General features: G+C 70.9%; 14 protein-coding genes. 6 read left to right on the forward strand and 8 right to left on the reverse strand.

Translation table 11 applies throughout. The features are described 5' to 3' along the window. The first annotated feature begins 55 nt into the window (after positions 1-55). Positions 56-844, forward strand: coding sequence for a peptidase associated/transthyretin-like domain-containing protein (locus IE325_RS14115; RefSeq protein ID WP_190070183.1), 789 nt, complete (start codon positions 56-58; stop codon positions 842-844). Positions 845-856: 12 nt separating this feature from the next. Here IE325_RS14115 and IE325_RS14120 read toward each other — a convergent pair whose 3' ends face one another. Together IE325_RS14120 and IE325_RS14125 are read right to left on the reverse strand one after the other, a co-directional pair. Beyond that, the gene (locus tag IE325_RS14120; RefSeq protein ID WP_190070184.1) at positions 857-3,091 is read right to left on the reverse strand and encodes a glycoside hydrolase family 9 protein; all 2,235 of its coding nucleotides are present in this window, start codon (positions 3,089-3,091) and stop codon (positions 857-859) included. 152 nt (positions 3,092-3,243) lie between these two features. Continuing rightward, entirely contained in the window at positions 3,244-6,330 is a 3,087-nt protein-coding gene (locus IE325_RS14125) for a glycoside hydrolase family 2 TIM barrel-domain containing protein (RefSeq protein WP_190070185.1), read from the reverse strand. A 142-nt stretch (positions 6,331-6,472) separates the two neighbouring features. Between IE325_RS14125 and IE325_RS14130 the strand changes: the two genes are divergently transcribed. Then, positions 6,473-8,860, forward strand: a complete 2,388-nt coding sequence (locus tag IE325_RS14130; RefSeq protein WP_190070186.1) for a SpoIIE family protein phosphatase — start codon at positions 6,473-6,475, stop codon at positions 8,858-8,860. 28 nt (positions 8,861-8,888) lie between these two features. Then, positions 8,889-9,560, forward strand: a complete 672-nt coding sequence (locus tag IE325_RS14135) for a DUF4232 domain-containing protein (RefSeq protein ID WP_190070187.1) — start codon at positions 8,889-8,891, stop codon at positions 9,558-9,560. A gap of 9 nt (positions 9,561-9,569) precedes the next feature. Here IE325_RS14135 and IE325_RS14140 read toward each other — a convergent pair whose 3' ends face one another. Next, on the reverse strand, positions 9,570-11,573 hold the full coding sequence (locus IE325_RS14140; protein ID WP_229911808.1) for an RICIN domain-containing protein: 2,004 nt from the start codon (positions 11,571-11,573) through the stop codon (positions 9,570-9,572). Positions 11,574-11,918: 345 nt separating this feature from the next. Continuing rightward, the gene (locus IE325_RS14145) at positions 11,919-12,842 is read right to left on the reverse strand and encodes a helix-turn-helix domain-containing protein (RefSeq protein WP_190070189.1); all 924 of its coding nucleotides are present in this window, start codon (positions 12,840-12,842) and stop codon (positions 11,919-11,921) included. A gap of 63 nt (positions 12,843-12,905) precedes the next feature. Here IE325_RS14145 and IE325_RS14150 point away from each other — a divergent pair, with 63 nt between their 5' ends. Then, the gene (locus tag IE325_RS14150; RefSeq protein WP_190070190.1) at positions 12,906-13,727 is read left to right on the forward strand and encodes a phytanoyl-CoA dioxygenase family protein; all 822 of its coding nucleotides are present in this window, start codon (positions 12,906-12,908) and stop codon (positions 13,725-13,727) included. 4 nt (positions 13,728-13,731) lie between these two features. Here the strand turns inward: IE325_RS14150 and IE325_RS14155 are convergent, their stop codons facing one another. The 3 genes from IE325_RS14155 to IE325_RS14165 all read right to left on the reverse strand — a co-directional run bounded on the left by IE325_RS14155 (position 13,732) and on the right by IE325_RS14165 (position 15,812). Next, complete coding sequence (locus IE325_RS14155; protein ID WP_190070191.1) at positions 13,732-14,700, reverse strand: aldo/keto reductase; 969 nt, start codon at positions 14,698-14,700, stop codon at positions 13,732-13,734. 97 nt (positions 14,701-14,797) lie between these two features. Beyond that, a complete protein-coding gene (locus tag IE325_RS14160; protein ID WP_190070192.1) occupies positions 14,798-15,331 on the reverse strand; it encodes a flavoprotein in 534 nt (177 codons plus the stop codon). Positions 15,332-15,353: 22 nt separating this feature from the next. Further along, entirely contained in the window at positions 15,354-15,812 is a 459-nt protein-coding gene (locus IE325_RS14165) for a nuclear transport factor 2 family protein (protein ID WP_190070193.1), read from the reverse strand. 114 nt (positions 15,813-15,926) lie between these two features. Here IE325_RS14165 and IE325_RS14170 point away from each other — a divergent pair, with 114 nt between their 5' ends. Both IE325_RS14170 and IE325_RS14175 read left to right on the forward strand, forming a co-directional pair. Then, on the forward strand, positions 15,927-16,478 hold the full coding sequence (locus IE325_RS14170) for a TetR/AcrR family transcriptional regulator (RefSeq protein ID WP_190070194.1): 552 nt from the start codon (positions 15,927-15,929) through the stop codon (positions 16,476-16,478). Between the two features lie 122 nt (positions 16,479-16,600). Beyond that, on the forward strand, positions 16,601-17,971 hold the full coding sequence (locus tag IE325_RS14175) for a cytochrome P450 (RefSeq protein WP_268256351.1): 1,371 nt from the start codon (positions 16,601-16,603) through the stop codon (positions 17,969-17,971). Positions 17,972-18,144: 173 nt separating this feature from the next. Here IE325_RS14175 and IE325_RS14180 read toward each other — a convergent pair whose 3' ends face one another. Further along, positions 18,145-18,375 carry a ferredoxin gene (locus tag IE325_RS14180; RefSeq protein WP_373315156.1) on the reverse strand — a complete coding sequence of 77 codons (231 nt, stop codon included), beginning with the start codon at positions 18,373-18,375 and terminating at the stop codon, positions 18,145-18,147. Positions 18,376-18,385 lie beyond the last annotated feature (10 nt).

An 18,385-nucleotide genomic window follows, 5' to 3' on the forward strand; every position in this document is an offset into this window, starting at 1 on the left:
CGCCGCTGTCACACCAGGTACCGACACAACGGCTCGTCTCACCAACGGAGTTCACGTGCCCAAGCGCTCAACGGCCGTCCGATCGACCGCCGTCACCGTCCTCCTCCTGGCCGCCACGGCCGTCGTCGTGCCGCCCGCCCACGCGGCGGACGGCGACGACTACGTGGTGACGCTCGACAGCGGCACCGCCACGACGGACTACACGCACCGCACGGTCGACCTGACCGGCACCCTGACCCGCACCGACGGCACTCCCGTCGCCGACGCACCGGTCCAGTTGGAGGAGTCGGTGCTGTTCGACACCTGGAACCCGTGGGGCGACCCCATCGACCCGACCGAGTGGGAGACCCGCGGCCTGGGCACCGTCCGCACGGACGCCGAGGGGCACTTCACCCTTGAGGACGTCCCCGCGGACCGGGTGGAGAGCACGCCCAGCCCGTATCTGTTCCCGCGGCACCAAGTGATGTTCCGGGCGGTCTACGACACCGACCCCACCGACAACCACATGGCGTTCGCGGACACCACGGTCAAGGTGAAGCCCGTCACCAGCGCCCTCGCCTACCACGTCAACAAGACCCAGGTACGCGAGGGCGACACGCTCGTCGTCATGGGCCGGATCACCTGGCCCGCCGGGCACGGCCCGATCGCCGGTACCCGGGTGTTCCTGCGGACGTACTACGAGAGCTCCTTCAACGCGCAGACCACCACCGACGCGCGCGGCAACTTCACCGTGCGCGCCAAGATCCGGGACTACGACAACGAGTTCGTGATCTTCTCCGCGCCCAAGGACTACTACATCGCGGGCGCGAGCAAGGAACTCCCGGTCAAGAACGTCACTCCCTGACCGGGGCCTTCCTCATCCCTGGTCGGCCACGAAGGACGCCATCCGGGTCAGGGCGGAGTTCCAGTTGATGGTGTGCTCGTTCGTCGACCAGGACTGGATGTCGTCGATGTAGCAGAACTGGCCGACGCAGCCCTGGAGTTTGCTCTGCGCGTAGGGGTCCTGGATGCCCGAGTTCGGCCCGCCGGCGAGGGTACCGGCCGGCGGGTTCGGCTGGCTCGGATCGAGCTGATGGGCGTACCAACGGGCGTGCTGGTTATGGGAGTTGACCTCGCCGTAGCCGGTCACGTACGACATGTTCAGCGCGTTGCGCCCGAAGAGGTAGTCCATGCTCTGTACCGCGCCGTCCCGGTACTTCGAGCCCCCGGTGATGTCGTACGCGGTGGCGATGACGACGGCGTTGTGCAGGATCTGGTGATTGGAGCCCCAGTCGTAGAGGTTGCCGTCAGGGGCGTAGGGCATGCCGTACGCCTGTGACTTCAGTGTGGCCAGATAGCCGTCCGCGCCCTTGATCACCGACTGGCGCACCTTGTCCCGGCCGGGCAGCCCGCTCGGCACGGTCGCCAGATCCAGCCGAGCCGCGGCGGCCGTCCTGGCCCAGTCGTAGCCCAGGGCGCCGAAGATGTCGGCCGTGTGGACGGGAGAGTTCAGCACATGATCCGCGAACTGCCGCTCCCCCGTGCTCAGATACAGCTCGGCCGCGGCCCAGTAGAACTCGTCGGCGACATTGCTGTCGGCGTAGGTGCCGCCGCCTATGCCGTCGCTCTCGGAGGCGTACAGGTCGGGATGCGCGAGCGCCGCCGACCATGCCGTGCGGGCGGCGGCCAGTGCCTTCGCGGCGAACTGCCGGTCGTAGGGCTTGTACAGGCGCGCCGCCTGCGCGGCCGTCGCCGCGAGGTTCAGGGTGGCGGCGGTGGACGGCGGGTGCAGTTCACGCTTCTGCGGGTCGTCGCTCGGCAGCAGCGGGAGGCCCGTCCACTGCTCGTCGTGGATCTTGTGGTGCGCCATGCCGGCCAGCGGCTGCCCGGCGGGCACCTGCATCTTCAGCAGGAACTCCAGCTCCCAGCGGACCTCGTCCAGGATGTCCGGCACCCTGTTCCCGCTCTCCGGGATGGCGAGGGTGCCGTCGCGCAGCTTCTCCGGCTCCCCGGTGCGGGCGAGCAGTTCACGCTCGTACGTGCTCAGCAGCTCCCACACGGAGATGCCGCCGTTGACGACGTACTTGCCGTGGTCACCCGCGTCGTACCAGCCGCCGGTGACATCGAGCGTGTAGTCGCACACACCGGGCTGACAGGGCACCGCGCCGTCGCCCCGGTTGGGTGCGACATCGACGTGTCCGGCGGGGCGGGCGTAGCCCGGGCGCAGATCGTCGCGGATCGCGATGCCGCTGCGCTGGGTGTAGTAGTACTTCACGGCGTCCAGCCGCAGCCGCTCGTACGCCGCGGTCCCGATGTCGAAGGGGCGGCTCGCCTCGCCGTCGGCGACCAGCGTGAAGCCGTCGCCCTTCTTGCGGTAGGCGCCGAAGTCGATGGAGTGCACGTTCTGCGCGGAGGCGACGTCGGTGCCGCGCGGCACGGTCCAGCCGTGGGCGACGACGGTCCCGGCGGCGTTCTTCAGCTGCCAGGGCAGTTTGCCGGTGGCGTCGGTGACCAGCGTGGCGTTCTTCGGCCCGGCCGGCAGATAGGCGACCTGGTTGACCCGCACCCGCGGCCCGGTGTCTGGCTCGTACACCTCGGGCGGGACACCGCCCAGCAGCGAGGCGTCGTCCATGCAGAACCGCCAGGCGTCCGCACTGCCGCCGACCTGGAAGGCGACCTGGCCCTGCGGGGTGTCGACGGGTGAGGTGAAGGTGTACGAGTACGAGTTCCCGGAGACGCTGAGCTCGGGCGTCACCTCGAAGTAGGTGTCGTACGGTGCCGCCGACAGCCCGACGACCGCCCGTACGACATGCCCCTCGGGCGAGCCGTTCGCGGTGAAGGAGAAGCGGTACGACTCGCCCTTCACCAGGGTGATGTCGTTCTGGCCGACCGCGGCGTCCCAGCGGTTGGTGGTGCCGCCCGGTACATCGGCGCAGAGCTGACCGTCGGCCAGGCCCGCGGTGACGTTGCTGGTCGTCCACCAGGGTTCGGTGGTGGTGTCGAAGGTGCCGTTCTTGAGCTGCTCGACCTCTTCGGCGGCGGCCGGCCCGACGGTGAGGCCTGCGGCCAGCAGGGCGGTGAGGGTGAGCAGGGTGGTTCTGCGTCGGTTCACGTCTGGGCTCCTCGGGGTGAGGTGCGTATGGCACTCCTGGAGTGGGAGCGCTCCCAAATCGAGACGGCCTATGGTTGTTGGTGGCATGACAGTTCGTCAACGGTCCGGACGGCACGCTTTGGACTGCGGCGCCGTCCGGACCATGACGTGGGTCAGATGGCCGGTACCTCCAGCTTGCTGATCCGTACTGCCCCTCGCGCCTCCCCCGGATGAGCGCTGGTCAGGGTGAGTCGCAGACGGGAGCCACGCAGGGCTTCGAAGGTGATGACCGTCGGCACGTCCGAGGCGGTCGCCCAGTTCACGACCGCTCCCTTGACCGGTACGTACCGCCGACCGTCCCATACCTCCGCCGTGACCGAGGCGGGCAGGGTGTGCGTGGCATCCGTCGTGAACGAGACCTCCACCCGGTCGAAGGTTCGCGGCCGTCCGAAGTCCACGGACACCCAGTCCTCCGCCCGGGCCCCGTCGAAGGCGGGCAGCAGGGCCGTGGGCGCCTTGAGGAAGCCGTTGGACCAGCCGGTGGTCGGGTCGCCGTCGAGCATGGCCGATGGGAGGGTGTCGGGTCGGCCGGAGTAACTGGCGTCCGCGAGGGGGTAGTTGGAGGGTGCCGGGTGGTCGGGCTCGAAGTCCGGGGCCGGTGTGAGCGCGGTGGATCCGGCGTGGGTCGTCCGCACGGTCACGCCGCCCGTCCGCAGGCCTTCGGCCCGTGCCGTCACCTTCAAGGGGCCCGCCTTCGTGCCGGACCGTACGATCGCCAGGGCCTTGCCGTGGAAGGCCGTACGCGTGCTCGCCTGGTAGCGCTCGGCGCTCTCCTCGCGTCCGTTGTCGAGCCCGGCGAGCGAGCCGCCCCTCACCTCGAAGGTGATGAGGTTTTCGGCGCCGGGTACGACCACGCCCCGTGCGTCGACGATCTCGGCGGTGACGAAGACCAGGGAACGGCCGTCGGCGGCGAGGGACTTGCGGTCGGCGACCAGTCGTACGGCGTTCGGCGCACCGGCCGTGCGCAGTACGTCGGTGGCGACGACCTTGCCCTCCCGGCGGGCCACGGCCTTCAACTCCCCCGGCCGGTACGGCACTTTCCAGGTGAGGTGGAGTTTGCCCGCGCTGCCGTTGGGGCTGGTGTAGCTGCCGGGGTAGGGGCCGTCGGTGAAGGTCTTGTCGTCGCCGGTCGCCTCGGTGGTCTCCAGGTAGGGGCGGCCGTCGACGGTCTTCTTGGTGTCGAAGGTGCGGGTGCCGAGGGAGCTGCCGTTGAGGAAGAGTTCCACGGTGTCGACGTTGGCGTACGCCCACACCTCGACCGTGTCGCCCTCCCGGTGGTTCCAGGTCATCGGCAGCAGATGGACCATCGGCTCGTCGACCCACTGGCTGCGGAACAGGTGGTACATGTCCTTGGGGAAGCCGGCCGTGTCGACGGCGCCGAAGAAGGACGCCTTGACCGGGAAGACGTCGTACGGCGTGGGCTCGCCGATGTAGTCGATGCCGGACCAGAGGAACTGGCCGGCGAACCACTTCCGGTCCCGGTCCTTCTTGTGCCCGTACTCGCCGCTCATGGTCCAGGAGGCGAGGTTGTTGTCGTACGAGGAGGTGTCCCGTCTGCCCGGGGTGTGGTTCTCGCCGGTGTTGAGGTGCTCGGGCTCCTGGTAGGCGCCGCGGGTGGACGTCTCGGAGGACGACTCGGACTCGAAGAGGAACAGGTGGGGGTAGCGGGCGTGCAGGGCGTCCACCGATTTGGCGGTGTTGTAGTTGAGGCCGAGGCCGTCGAGCTTGGCCAGGATCAGATCGCCGGGCGTGCCGGGGGCGGGGACGCTGCGGTGCCGGTGGGAGCCGATGACGATGGGGCGGGTGTCGTCGGAGGCCTTGACGGCGGCGATGAGCCGGTCGGCCATGGCGAGGCCGGAGGTGGAGGTGAACTCGGAGACCTCGTTGCCGATCGACCACATCAGGACGGCGGGCGAGTTGCGGGCCGCAAGCACCATCTCGGTGACGTCCCGGTCGGCCCACTCGTCGAAGAACCGCCCGTAGTCGTAGCGCGTCTTGGGTGAGCGCCAGCAGTCGAACGCCTCCACCAGCATCACGATGCCCAGTTCCTCGCAGACCCGGATCATCTCCGGCGAGGGCGGGTTGTGGGAGGTGCGGAAGGCGTTGACGCCCATCGACTTCATGATGGTCATCTGCCGTCGGATCGCGTCGATGCTGACGGCTGCGCCCAGTGCGCCGAGGTCGTGGTGCAGATCGACGCCCTTGATCTTGCTGTGGACGCCGTTGAGGTGGAAGCCCTCGTCGGGGTCGAAGCGGTAGGTGCGGAAGCCGAAGGGGGTGTCGTAGGTGTCGGTGGTGGTGCCGCCGACGCGCAGTTCGGTCCTCAGGGTGTAGCGGTGGTGCGGGGTCGTGAAGTCCCACAGCTTCGGGGTGGGGACGGTGAGTTCATGGGTCACGGTCGCCCTGTCGGTGACGGCGGCCGTGGAGGACGTACGGGCGACCGTACGGCCCCTGGGGTCCACGATCCGTGACACGACCTCGACGTCCGTGCCGACTCCGGAGGCGTTCACCACCGAGGTCCGCGCCCGGACCACGCCCCGCTCCCCGGTGATCTCCGGTGTGGTGACGTGGGTGCCCCAGCGCTCGACGTGCACGGGTTCGGTGATGACGAGGCGGGCCTCGCGGTAGATGCCGCTGCCCGAGTACCAGCGGCTGCTGGGCAGGCGGTTCTGCACCTTGACCGCGAGGACGTTCTCGGTCCTGCCGTCGGTGTGCAGCAGGTCGGTGAGGTCGAAGGAGAAGCCGGTGTAGCCGTAGGGGTGGCGGCCGACCTCGGTGCCGTTGCAGTGGATGTACGAGTCCATGTAGACGCCGTCGAACTCCACCGATATCCGCTTGCCCGCGAGGGCCGGCGGCAGCGTGAAGGCCAGGCGGTACCAGCCGAGGCCGCCCGGGAAGAACCCGGTGCCGCTGGTGGTGCCGTGCTCGGTGGTGGGGGCGAACTCGACGCTCCAGTCGTGCGGCACCGCGACCTCGCGCCAGTCCGAGTCGTCGTAGCCGGGCTCGGCGGCGTCCGCGTAGGCGCCGGTCGGGTCGGTGAGGCCGCCCGGGTCGACCAGGGCGAAGCGCCAGCCGTCGCGCAGCGGGACCGTGCGGCGGCCGGAGGCCTGGGCGGCTTCGGCCGGGGTCGGCCCGAGCAGCGTCGCGGCGGCCGGAGCGGCCGTGGAGGCGAGCAGTAACGATCTTCGAGTGACTGTCATGGCGACTCTCCCTCATCAGGGACCAGAAGTACTCACAACTGATCGTGAACAAACAGATTCTGACGGGGCGGCATGGAAGTCAGTCAAGGGTGCGCCAGAGGGTTCCGGGCTGGAAGTGCCCTTGACGCACTAGCCTGGGACGATGAGCCCGGAGTATCCGTTCGACGACGCCGCGACAGCTCGGGCGGTCATCGACGACAGCGGTGTGCTCGTCGAGTGGAACGGCGGTGCCGAGCGGTTGCTGGGTCATCGGGCCGCCGATGTCGTGGGGCACCCCGCAGCGGAACTGCTGGCCGGTGACGGGGTGGGCGGATCGCTCCACCCGGACGGCGACCGTTGGGACGGCATCCTCACCCTGCGCCATCGCGACGGCGACCCGGTCGCCGTGTGGCTGCTCGCCCACCGGATCCGGCCACCGGACGACGGCCCCGACCAGTGGCTGGTGGTGACCCCGATCGAGGGGGACGGCCCGCGGCTGCCCGGGGATCCGCTGGACGACGTCGGGCTGCTGGCCTCCCCCTGCGCCATCGCGATCTACGACGAGCGGCTGCGGGTGCGCAGGATCAACGACGTCATGGCGGAGGTGCTCCAGCTCTCCGAGGAACATGTGCGCGGGCTCCGGGCGCCCGAACTGACCGGCAGACGGCAGAGCCAGGACATCGAGCGGCAGCTGCTGCGCGTCCTCACCACCGGCCGGGGCACCGACGTACGGACCTATGTCCCGGTCGGCGGCGACCGCACGAACGCCTGGCTGGCCCGCATGGCGCCGATCACCGACGCCAAGGGCCGGGTGCGGGGCGTGACCGTCGCCGCGCACGACTTCACCGAGCAGTTCATGGCCCAGGAACGGCTGCAGTTGGTGAACGAGGCCAGCGTCCGCATCGGCACCACCCTCGACGTCACCCGCACGGCACAGGAGCTGGCGGACATCTGCGTCCCCGCCCTGGCCGACTTCATCAGCGTCGATCTGCTGGACCCGCCGGAACACGGCGGCGAGGCGCTCACCGGCCGGCCGGTCGCGCCGATCGGACTGCGCCGGGCCGCCCACAGCTCCATCAACCCGGGCAGCCCCGAGGCGGTGGTCAAGCCCGGACACCTGGATGTGTATCCCTCCCCGTCACCGCAGGCCGACGCGCTGCTCGCGGGCCACACCATCGTGGCCTCGATGTCGACCGGCGACCTGGAGGAGTGGCTCGCCTGGGACCCGACGCGCGCCGAGCGGATCGGCGAGTACGGCATCCACACCACGATGTCCGTGCCGATCCAGGCCCGCGGCACCACCCTCGGCGTCGCCGTGCTCACCCGGTTCAGGAACCGCCAGGCGTTCACACCGGACGACGCGCTGCTGGCCGAGGAGGTCACCGCCCGCGCGGCCGTCTGCATCGACAACGCCCGCCGCTACTCACGGGAACGCGAGACCGCCCTGGCCCTGCAGCGCAGTCTGCTGCCGAGGACCCTGCCGCGCACCGCCGCGCTGGAGGCGGCGTCGCGCTATCTCCCGGCGGCACGCTCCGGGGTGGGCGGGGACTGGTTCGATGTGATCCCGCTGTCGGGGATGCGAGTGGCCATGGTCGTCGGGGACGTCGTCGGGCACGGCATCCAGGCCTCGGCCACCATGGGCCGACTGCGCACCGCCGTACGCACTCTGGCCGACATCGACCTCGCGCCGGACGAGTTGCTCACCCACCTCGACGACCTGGTCGTGCGGCTGTCCGACGAAGCGGGCCACGAGGGCAACGCCGGCGAGGTCGGCGCGACCTGTCTGTACGCGGTGTACGACCCCGTCTCCCGGTACTGCACCCTCGCCCGCGCCGGACACCCCTCGCCCGTCGTGATCCCGCCCGGCGGCACGCCGAGGGAGATCGAGCTGCCCGCGGGGCCGCCGCTGGGCCTGGGCGGGCTGCCGTTCGAGTCCGCCGAGATCGAACTGCGCGAGGGCACGGTGCTCGCCCTCTACACCGACGGCCTGATCGAGAGCCGCGAGCGCGATGTCGATGCCGGCCACGCGCTGCTGTGCGACGCGCTGGCGGCCCTGTCCGACTCGCTCGACGAGACCTGCGACCGCGTGCTGCACGCCCTGCTCCCCCAGGGCGGTGCCGCGGACGACGTGGCCCTGCTGTTGGCCCGCACCCAGGGGCTGCCCGCCTCGCGGGTCGCGACCTGGGACATCCCGGCGGACCCGGCGCTCGTCGCACCAATCCGCAAGCAGGTCGTGGAGCAGCTGGCGGTGTGGAGCCTGAGCATGGCGTCGTTCACCGCGGAGCTGGTGGTGAGCGAGCTGGTGACGAACGCGATCCGCTACGGCACCCACCCCATCCGGCTCCGGCTGATCCATGACGCGGCGACGCTGATCTGCGAGGTGTCCGACACCAGCCACACGGCACCGCATCTGCGCCGCGCCAAGATCTTCGACGAGGGCGGCCGAGGTCTGCTGCTCGTCGCCCAGCTGACCCAGCGCTGGGGCAGCCGGCACACGGCGGACGGCAAGACGATCTGGGCGGAGATCGGACTCCTCGACGAGAGTGCGTAGCCCACGCCAGAACGGGGATCCGTGACATATGGGACCTGCACAGGTACTCCCCTTCTTCCGCCGGGCGACCCCGCTCGTGGGCGCCGTGGCACTGCTGGGCCTGCTGTCCGGATGCGGCAGCGGCGGCGACGCCACCGGCGCGGTCTCCACACCGGCCGGCACGAGCAGCCGTACGACAGGACCGGCCACGGGCGACACCGGGAGCCCCTCGACCGGGCCGGGTACGGCCTCTCCTGGCGCCCCGGACACCGCAAGCCCCGCGACCCAGTCGGGCGGCCCCGGCACGCGCTGCCACACCTCGGAGTTGCGTGCGTCGATCGGCCGGCCCAGTCCGGGGGCCGGGCAGCGGAACTTCCCGATCGTGCTGACCAACACCGGTGGGCACACCTGCACCGTCCACGGCTATCCCGGTGCCGCCTTCGTGGACGCCTCCGGCGAACAGCTCGGGCCGGACCCGAAGCGGTCCCCCGACACGCCCTCGACCGTCACGCTGACCCCTGGCGGGAGCGCGTGGGCCGGACTGACCTTCGCCAGCCCCGAGATCAGCGGGGCCCGGACCGCCGTGCCTGCGGCGCTGCTCGTCACGCCGCCCGACGAGCGGGATCCCCTCAAGGTGGCATGGACGAACGGTGAGGTGCCGGTGGCCGGGAACGAGTCGTCGGTGTTCGTGACCATCGTCCAGCCCGGCACCGGGGGCTGATCCGTCCGCTCAGCGGCGGCCGCCGTACCCGCCGCCGTAGCCGCCGCCGTTGTCGTCCCACGAGCAGCCGTACGGGTTGCCGTAGCAGCCGTCCTCGGTCGGGGTCGGGCTCGTGGTCGTCGGTGCGGTCGACGGGGTCGGGGTCGGCGTGGGCGAGGGTGTCCTGGACGGCTCGGGGGTCGGGGTCGGGCTGGGCGTCGGGGTTCGTGGCGCCTCGGCCGTCGAGTCCCAGTTGACCACTTCGAGTTGGAGCTCCGGCGTCGAGGTGTCGATGACCCAGTGCTGGGCGTCGCCCTCGTCGTCGCGGGTCTTGAGGACCAGGGCGCCCGAGCCGTCGGTGGCGGCGGGGCTCAGGGCGAGGTCCTGGTCGAAGCGCGGCACCAGGGTGCCCTGGAGGGTGAAGTCGTAGCGGATGTTCTTGGTCGCGGAGTCCTCGACGCCGGTGCACCGGGCGAGCCGGACCGAGTAACCGAGGTGGGAGTCGAGGCAGAGGTCGGGGTCGGCGCCGCTGCGGATCAGCCCGTCGGTCTCGTACGCCCACTGCTGGCCTGCCGCCGAGGAGCACTCCGTGAGCTCGGTCTCGGCGTTCACCACCGCCTTTCCGCCGACGATGCCGACGCACATCCCGGACCCGATGTTGTGCAGCCGGCCCCGCAGATCGCCCTTCGCGGCCTCGGCGGCGCCCGCCCAGGACGGATTGGTGGTGGCGGAGCCCGCGTCGGCGCCGGGCTCCTCGACGGGGCGCTCGCCCGCCGTCGAGGCGGTGCCGTCGCCCGAGTCGCCGATGGACCAGACGACCAGCGGCAGGACGACCAGCGCGCTGACCGTCGCGACGGCGGCGGTGAGATTGCGGCGCCGGGCGGCACGGCGGGCGGCCTTGAGCGCCGCGCGGCCGGTGCAGGCGCGGGAGGCGCCGGAGTCGGCGGCGGGCTCGGCGGACGGGGCGGCGCGGCGGGCGGCCCGGCGCGCTCTTCGGGGGCCGGGCTCGGCGGGGGCGGAGGGCCGGCCCGCGGGCGGCTCGGCCAAGGGGGCGAAAGCCTCGGGGGCGGGGGCGAGTTGTTCGCCAGCCGGTGCCGGTGTCGGTGCCTCCGTCGCCGGAGCGGAATCGGTGCCGTCGGCGAAGAAGGACTCCCCCGCGATCGTCGGGGTCGGTGCCGGTCTCGCCTCGGCCGGCCGCTCGGCCGGGGTCGCCCGGGCCACCAGATACTCCCTGGCGCCCCAGCCGAGCACCGCCTCGGCCAGGGCGACTCCGAGCCCCTCGTTGAAGAACGTGAGCTGGCAGGCGGTGTCGCTGCAGTGCTCGCAGCGGTTCAGGTGCCCGCGCAGATCGGGGTCGACGTCGATGCCGCCGCGCCGGTAGGTCACGTCCAGCATCCGCAGATACTGGCGGCACTCGTGCTCGGGGGCGAGCTCGCGGTGGACCTGGAGGCACTCCTCGCGCAACCGCTCGCAGGCCCGGTCCAGTTCGAGCCGTGCGGACTCCTCGTCGAGGCCCAGGAGCGCGGCCGGCAGGGACAGCGGTTCGGCCTCGACCTCGGTGTGCCACAGCAGGCAGCGGGCCGACTGGGGCAGCCGCTGGAAGGCCCCGGACAGCAGTCGGCGGTTCGCGGGCGGCAGCAGCCGGGCGGCGAGGCGCTCGGCGCCGTCCGCCTCGGAGCGCAGCTCGGGGTGGAGCAGTTCCCGGCTGCGGTCGTTGTCCCACTCGGCCGCGATACGGCGCACGGTGACCAGCAGTTGGGGGCGCCATGCGGCCGTCGGGCCGGTCTGCCGCAGGGTCTCGCCGAAGAGCCGGGTGAACGCCGCGGTGGTGAGCATGCCGGCCGACCGGGCGTCGGCCGTGCACAGCCGCGCGTAGGCGAAGCCCGCTTCCCAGTGCCGGTCGAGAAGTTCACCGACGGGGTGCAGCGCCGGTGACACCCCCGTCCACTTCTTGAGTTCGGCGCTCAGTTGAGCGTCCGTGACTTCAAGGATGCGGGCGTCGGTAGGGGAATTCGACAGGCCTGCGTCATGCACGGCGGCATTCCTCCGGAGGGCATGCGGCATTAAAGGTCCATACCAAGGGGTATGCTCCGGGCGCAGCTCTTGTGAAGCTTAGGGTGTAAGGGAGCGAGGCACACCTTTGCACAGGTCAGGGGCAGAGAACAAGCGATTCCGGTTTTTGTGCATTGCGTTCGGGGCGATCAGTATTTGACGAATGGTCAATAGCGGGTCGCGGACCTTTACGGGATATCGACAAAGCAACGGGAAATGATATTCAGTAGTCGCCGTTCGTTCTCCCGCGCAAACCATTGAACGGACGCTCTTCAACTTTCTTGCCTGGTCATGCGGGCACACCGGGCTTCACCTGGCCTACACAACTCAGGTGCCAACCATTGGACCGTCCGTCCGGTACGCACCGGGCGGCGTCCCGTACCGCTCCCGGAACGCCCGGTTGAAGTGCGGGGCACTGGCGAACCCCGAAGCGGCCGCCACGCGTTCCACGGAGAGGCCGGTGGTCTCCAGCAGCCGGGCGGCGTGTCGCAAGCGGGCCTCGCGCAGCGCGCGCATCGGGGACCGGCCGAGCTGCCCGGTGAAGAGGTGGGCGAACCGGGAGGGCGAGAGCGCTACGTGGGCGGCGAGCGAGCGGACGGTGTGCGGGGCGGCCGGGTCGGCGTCGATCAGCGCCTGCGCCCGGCGCACCCGGGCGTCGACTCCGGGGCGGGGCGGCTGGGTTCGCGCGGTGCCTGCGGTGAGCAGGACCACCTCCTCCAGGGAGCACAGGGCGAGTTCACGGGCCGCGGCACCGTGCGCCACGGCGACCGGCTCCTCCCCCGGCGCCAACACGGGCGGCGCCTCCGTGCCCGTCCAGCGGGCGTCGGCGAGCATCCGCCGGAACGCCGCCTCGACCCGGCCGTGCACCGCGTCCGGCGTCGGCGTGACGACGTACATCCCCTCGCCGGCGTCGTACGGCCGCAGCCAGGACCGCCAGGTCGGGCGGGCCTGGCAGTGCGCCCACCAGAACTGCCAGTGCCGCGCGCCCGGTTCGACCCCGTAGCCGTGCGCGACACCCGGCGCGAGCACCACCAGGTCCCCCGCCCCGGCCCCGGTCTCGCCGCTCCCGTGCCGCAGCCGGCCGCGACCGCCGGTCGTCCAGGTGAACAGCCAGCTGTCCGCGCCGCGCGGCCGTTCGATCCGGTACCCGGGCGGCTGGTCGAAGTACCCGACGACGACCAGGCCGGGCGGCGGGGCGGGAACACCGGACTCGGCAGCAGCCACGGGCAAGCGGTCAGCACTCACGGTCATCCTCCTGAAACGCGTTCCGGCCTAGCGTGACAGGCAGAGGACACCGCATCGAGGAGTGGACGTATGACAGCCACGGACATCGGCGCCGCCGGCGCTCCCATCCTGCCCGAGGCCGGGCTCCGCCAGTTCGGGGAGGAGGGCTTCACCGTCGTACGCGGGCTGTTCGGGTACGACGAGATCGACCGGCTCCGCGAGCGGTTCACGGCGCTGCACGCGGCCGGGCCGGTGGCCGGGCACTTCGAGCCACGGCCGCGGGAGAGCGATCCGCTGCGGGTGTATCCGCGGGTGATGCAGCCGCACGAGATCGACGAGCTGTCGCTGCGGGTGCTGCTGGATCCCCGGCTGCGCGGCGTGCTGGAGGTGCTGCTGGGGGAGGAGGTGCTGGCGGCGCAGAGCATGTTCTACTTCAAGCCGCCGGGGGCCCGGGGCCAGGCGCTGCACCAGGACAATTTCTATCTGCGGGTCGAGCCCGGCACATGCGTGGCGGCGTGGATCGCCTGCGATGTGATCGACCGGGACAACGGGGGGCTGGAAGTCGTTCCCGGCACGCATGCGATGGAGTTGTTCTGTCCCGAGGTCGCGGACGAGGAGGTGTCCTTCGCGCGGGAGTACGTCGCGCCTCCGGCGGGGTTGGCGACCGTTCCCGTCGACATGGAGCCGGGGGATGTTCTGTTCTTCAACGGCAGTCTGGTGCACGGGTCGCAGCCCAACGGCACGCAGGACCGCTTCCGGCGCTCGTTCATCGGTCACTACGTGGGGCGTTCGGCCGAACGGATCGGGGCGTACTACCGGACGCTGTCGATGAGGGGCGACCGTGTGCCGTTGCCCGAGAGCGAGGGGGCGGGCCCGTGCGGCAGCGAGTTCACGCCGTCCGGGCCCCACTAGTGCCTCAGTGACCGATGATCGGGTGGGTCACATAGGCCTGCTCCAGCTCCTCCAACTCCTTCTCGTTCAGCTCCAGTTCCACCGCCGCCACCGCGTCCTCGATGTGCCGCGGCTTGGCCGCGCCGATGATCGGGGCCGTCACCGTGTTCTGGTGCAGCAGCCAGGCCAGGGCGATCCGGGCGCGCGGGACGCCGCGTTCGTCCGCCACGCGGGTGACGGCCTCGACGACGACCCGGTCGCTGTCGACGTACAGCCGGCTGCCGAAGTTGTCGCCCGCGCTGCGGTCGGTGACCGTGCCCCAGTCCCGGGTGAGCCTGCCGCGGGCCAGCGGGCTCCACGGCAGGACGCCGACGCCCTGGTCGGCGCAGAGCGGCAGCATCTCGCGCTCCTCCTCGCGGTAGAGGAGGTTGTAGTGGTTCTGCATGGAGACGAACTTGGTCCAGCCGTGCCGCTCGGCGGTGTACTGCATCTTGGAGAACTGCCAGGCGTACATCGAACTCGCCCCGATGTAGCGGACCTTGCCCGCCTTCACCAGGTCGTGCAGCGCCTCCATCGTCTCCTCGACCGGGGTGTGCGGGTCGAAGCGGTGGATCTGGTACAGGTCGACGTGGTCGGTGCCGAGGCGGGCGAGGCTGTGGTCGATCTCGGTCATGATGGCCTTGCGGGAGAGCCCGGCGCCGTTCGCCCCGGGCCGCATCCGGCCGTTGACCTTCGTCGCGAGCACGATCTCGTCGCGGCGGGCGAAGTCGCGCAGCGCCTTGCCGACGATCTCCTCGCTGGTGCCGTCGGAGTAGACGTTGGCGGTGTCGAAGAAGTTGATCCCGGCGTCCAGCGCCTGCCGGATCAGCGGCCGCGACGCCTCCTCGTCGAGGGTCCACTCGTGCGTGCCGCGGTCGGGGAGGCCGTAGGTCATGCAACCCAGACAGATCCGCGACACGTCCAGGCCCGTCGCACCGAGCTTCACGTACTGCATCGTTGCTGCTCCTGCCCTCGGGGTGGGGTACCAGGTGAGGGTACGTCGCATGGCGCGCTCGGGGCCGCTCGCGCCACCGGTGCCCCACGGGTTCCCGTCAGCCTCCGGCCAGCAGGTCCAGCGCCCGTTCCCACTCGAACTCCGGGCGCCCGCCGCCCTGTTCCGCCTCGCCGGTGTACGGCTCGCCGAAGCGCACGCCCATCCCCCGCAGCCGGGTCAGGCTGTCCCGGTAGGCGGGATGGGCGGCGAGCGCGTCGGCGACGCAGGGCAGGACCGAGATCGGGACACCGAGGCCGTACGCCTCGCACAGGGTGCCGAGGGCGAGGGTGTCGGCTATGCCGGCGGCCCACTTGTTGACCGTATTGAAGGTGGCCGGGGCGACGACTACGGCGTCCGGCGGCGGGAACGGGCGGGGATCGGCCGGCGTACGCCATGCCGAGCGGATGGGGCGGCCGGTGAGGGCCTCGACGGCGGCGGTGTCGAAGAAGCCGTTCATGGCGACCGGGGTCGCGATGACGCCGACCTCCCAGTCCCGCTCCTGCGCGGCGGTGATCAGCTTGCTGACGTCCGCGGCGATCCCGGCGGCGCAGACGACGACGTAGAGGAAGGGTTTCCGGGCCTGTTCGGTCACCCGGGAACCCTACTCAACGGGCCTAGCGCACCGGGAAGGTCAGCCCGCGCTCGTTCTCCGGCCGGGGGCCGAAGATGCGGCGCTCCTTCTCCTCGATCGCCACGTCGTTGATGCTCGCCTCGCGACGGGTCATCAGCCCGTGCTCGTCGAACTCCCACAGCTCGTTGCCGTACGACCGCCACCACTGGCCGTCGGCGTCCCGGCACTCGTACTGGAAGCGGACCGCGATGCGATTGCCGTCGAAGGCCCACAGGTCCTTGCGCAGCGCGTACTCCAGCTCGCGCGCCCACTTCGCGGTGAGCAGCTCGACGATCTCGGCGCGGCCGGTGACGAAGGTGTCGCGGTTGCGCCACACCGAGTCCTCCGAGTAGGCGAGCGACACCTTGTGCGGGTCGCGGGTGTTCCAGGCGTCCTCGGCGGCCTGCACCTTCTGTACTGCGGTCTCTCGGGTGAACGGGGGCAGGGGCGGGCGGTCGGTCATGTCGTCCTCCGGGCCGAAAAGGCGGTAGGGGCAGCGGAGAACGGGCGTTCTCCGTGTGGCTGCTACGGTAGGAGAACGCTCGTTCTCGCGTCAAGGAGAGGTCAGAGGTCGCACATGGACAGCGCAACCGCCCGGGATCAGGCACTGGACGCAGCGGAGACGCTGTTCTACGGGCGCGGCATCCAGTCCGTCGGCATGGACGACATCCGGGGCGCGTCCGGAGTCTCGCTCAAGCGGCTCTACCAGCTCTTCCCAGCGAAGGAGCAGTTGGTCGAGGCGTATCTGGAGCGACGCGACGTGCGCTGGCGCGGCGAACTCGCCGCATACGTGGAGCGGGAGCCGGACGCCGAGCGGCGGATCCTCGCCGTCTTCGACTGGCTTCAGGAGTGGTTCGGCGAGGAGGGCTTCCGCGGGTGCGCCTGGATCAACTCCTACGGCGAACTGGGCGCCCGGTCCGAGCGGGTGACGGGGCAGGTACGGGCGCACAAGGCGGCGTTCCGGGAGTACCTCGCCGGGCTGGTGGCGGACGCCGGGCTGCCCGACGCGCTGACCGGGCAGCTGTATCTGCTGGCCGAGGGTGCGATGGTGACGGCGGGGATAACGGGCGACGCGCGGGCGGGAGCCGAGGCGCGGGAGGCCGCTCGGTCGCTGTTGGCGGCACGCTGAGCCTGGGCGGGCGGGCCCGGCACGGGGCCCACGTGGCGCAGGACACGTTCATGACAGGATTGAATTGAGGAAAGGTCAGGGAAGGCATAGAGGCGCCCATGACTGCCCTGAAGGGATAACCCGTGCCGACCACTGCGCCTCCTCCTCTCATACCCCGAGCCGCAGGATCGCTTCCGTTCATCGGCCACGCTCTGAAGATGCGCGACAACCTCGGCTTCATCGACTCGCTGCGCGACACACGGGAACCCCTTGTCGAAATCGTCCTGCAGCCCGGGACACGCACCATCGTGGTCCAGGACCCGGCCCTGATCCACCAGATGCTCAAGGCCCTGGCGCCCACCCTCGACAAGGGCCGGCTCTACGACAAGCTGGGCCAGCTGCTGGGCGACAGTGTCGTCACCGCGACCGGCCGGACCCATGTACGCAAACGCCGCCAGGTGCAGCCGGCGTTCGCCCACAACGAGATCAACCGGTACGTCGACATCATGCGCGCCGAGGTGGCCGCCACGGTCGCCCGCTGGGAGCCCGGGCGGACCCTCGACGTACGCGAGGCGATGGTCGGGCTCAGCCTCGACATGCTGGCCAAGACGGTGTTCGCCGGCAGCCTCGACGACGCCGTCTTCCGTCGGCTGCGCAGTGACCTGTCGGTGGTGCTGAACGACGTCGGTGTGCGCATCATGCTGCCCGACTGGACCGAGCGCCTGCCGCTGCCCTTCAACCGCCGCTTCGACCGTGCCCGGGCCGGCGTACGGGCCACCATCAACACCGCCGTCGACGAACTGCAGGCCTCCGGGCACGACACCGGGGACATGCTCTCCATGCTGCTGCGCGCCATCGACGAGGAGACCGGCGAGCCGCTGACCGGGCATCAGATCTGCTCCGAGATCCTCACCCTGGCCGTGGCGGGCACCGAGACCACCGCGTCGGTGCTGTCCTGGACCCTGTACGAACTCGCCCGCAACCCCGACGTCGAGGACCGGATCCTGGCCGAGCTGGACGAGGTCCTCGGCGAACGTCCGGTCGCCCTCGACGACGTGGCCCGGCTGCCGTACCTGAACCGGGTGATCACCGAGACCCTGCGGTTGCACCACCCTGGCTGGCTGGTCACCCGTCGCACCACCGAGGAGACCCGGCTCGGCGAGTGGACGCTGCCCGCCGGCACCGAACTGGCCTACTGCCAGCACGCCCTGCACCGCGACCCCGAGCGCTTCCCCGACCCGCACACCTTCGACCCGGACCGGTGGACCGACCCCGCACAGGAGCCTCCGCCGGGCGCGTTCCTGCCCTTCGGGGACGGCAAGCACAAGTGCATGGGGGACCGTCTCGCCCTCACCGAGATGGTCACGGCGCTCGCGACGATGCTGCGTTCGGTCCGGCTGGAACTCGCCGAGGGCCAGGTCATCCGCCAGGTCGCCCGGCTCACCGTACGGCCGCGCGCCCTGCGGATGACCGTCCGCCCCCGGAACCGTCCTGAGCCGGGGTCGGCCCAGTAGCGCAGCGGAACACCGTCGAGCGGCGCATCAGCCACTTCGAGCAGCGGTGGCGCGGCCCGGCCAGACGAACGACAAGCTCCCGATCGTCTGCCGGGCCGCACTCCACCCCACCGGCACCCTCATCCGGACCCGACACCGAACGAGGAAACCGGCCCTGGCTCGATGCCCGCCCGTCAACTCCCCCCTTCGGACACGGTGATGGCGCTGACCGGGCACGCCCGGGCCGCCTCCCGCACCATGGGGTCGCCGCCGCCGTCCTCGCGGCCGGGAAGCAGGGTGCTGAAGCCGTCGTCGTCCTGGGTGAACACGGAGGGGGCGGCGAGGGCGCACTGCCCGGCGCCGACGCAGACGTCATGGTCGATGTCGATGTGGATATGGCCTGATTCGTGCGTTTCGTTGTGCATGACCGGAGCC

The sequence above is a fragment of the Streptomyces lanatus genome, from assembly GCF_014655715.1.
In the GTDB taxonomy this organism is placed as follows: domain Bacteria; phylum Actinomycetota; class Actinomycetes; order Streptomycetales; family Streptomycetaceae; genus Streptomyces; species Streptomyces lanatus.

What these genes read in the sequence shown, in the direction of transcription:
- IE325_RS14125 (WP_190070185.1), bottom strand. Translation starts at nt 6,330, where the DNA reads ATGACAGTCACTCGAAGATCGTTACTGCTCGCCTCCACGGCCGCTCCG.
- IE325_RS14130 (WP_190070186.1), top strand. Translation starts at nt 6,473, where the DNA reads ATGAGCCCGGAGTATCCGTTCGACGACGCCGCGACAGCTCGGGCGGTC.
- IE325_RS14135 (WP_190070187.1), top strand. Translation starts at nt 8,889, where the DNA reads ATGGGACCTGCACAGGTACTCCCCTTCTTCCGCCGGGCGACCCCGCTC.
- IE325_RS14145 (WP_190070189.1), bottom strand. Translation starts at nt 12,842, where the DNA reads ATGACCGTGAGTGCTGACCGCTTGCCCGTGGCTGCTGCCGAGTCCGGT.
- IE325_RS14150 (WP_190070190.1), top strand. Translation starts at nt 12,906, where the DNA reads ATGACAGCCACGGACATCGGCGCCGCCGGCGCTCCCATCCTGCCCGAG.
- IE325_RS14155 (WP_190070191.1), bottom strand. Translation starts at nt 14,700, where the DNA reads ATGCAGTACGTGAAGCTCGGTGCGACGGGCCTGGACGTGTCGCGGATC.
- IE325_RS14165 (WP_190070193.1), bottom strand. Translation starts at nt 15,812, where the DNA reads ATGACCGACCGCCCGCCCCTGCCCCCGTTCACCCGAGAGACCGCAGTA.
- IE325_RS14170 (WP_190070194.1), top strand. Translation starts at nt 15,927, where the DNA reads ATGGACAGCGCAACCGCCCGGGATCAGGCACTGGACGCAGCGGAGACG.
- IE325_RS14180 (WP_373315156.1), bottom strand. Translation starts at nt 18,375, where the DNA reads ATGCACAACGAAACGCACGAATCAGGCCATATCCACATCGACATCGAC.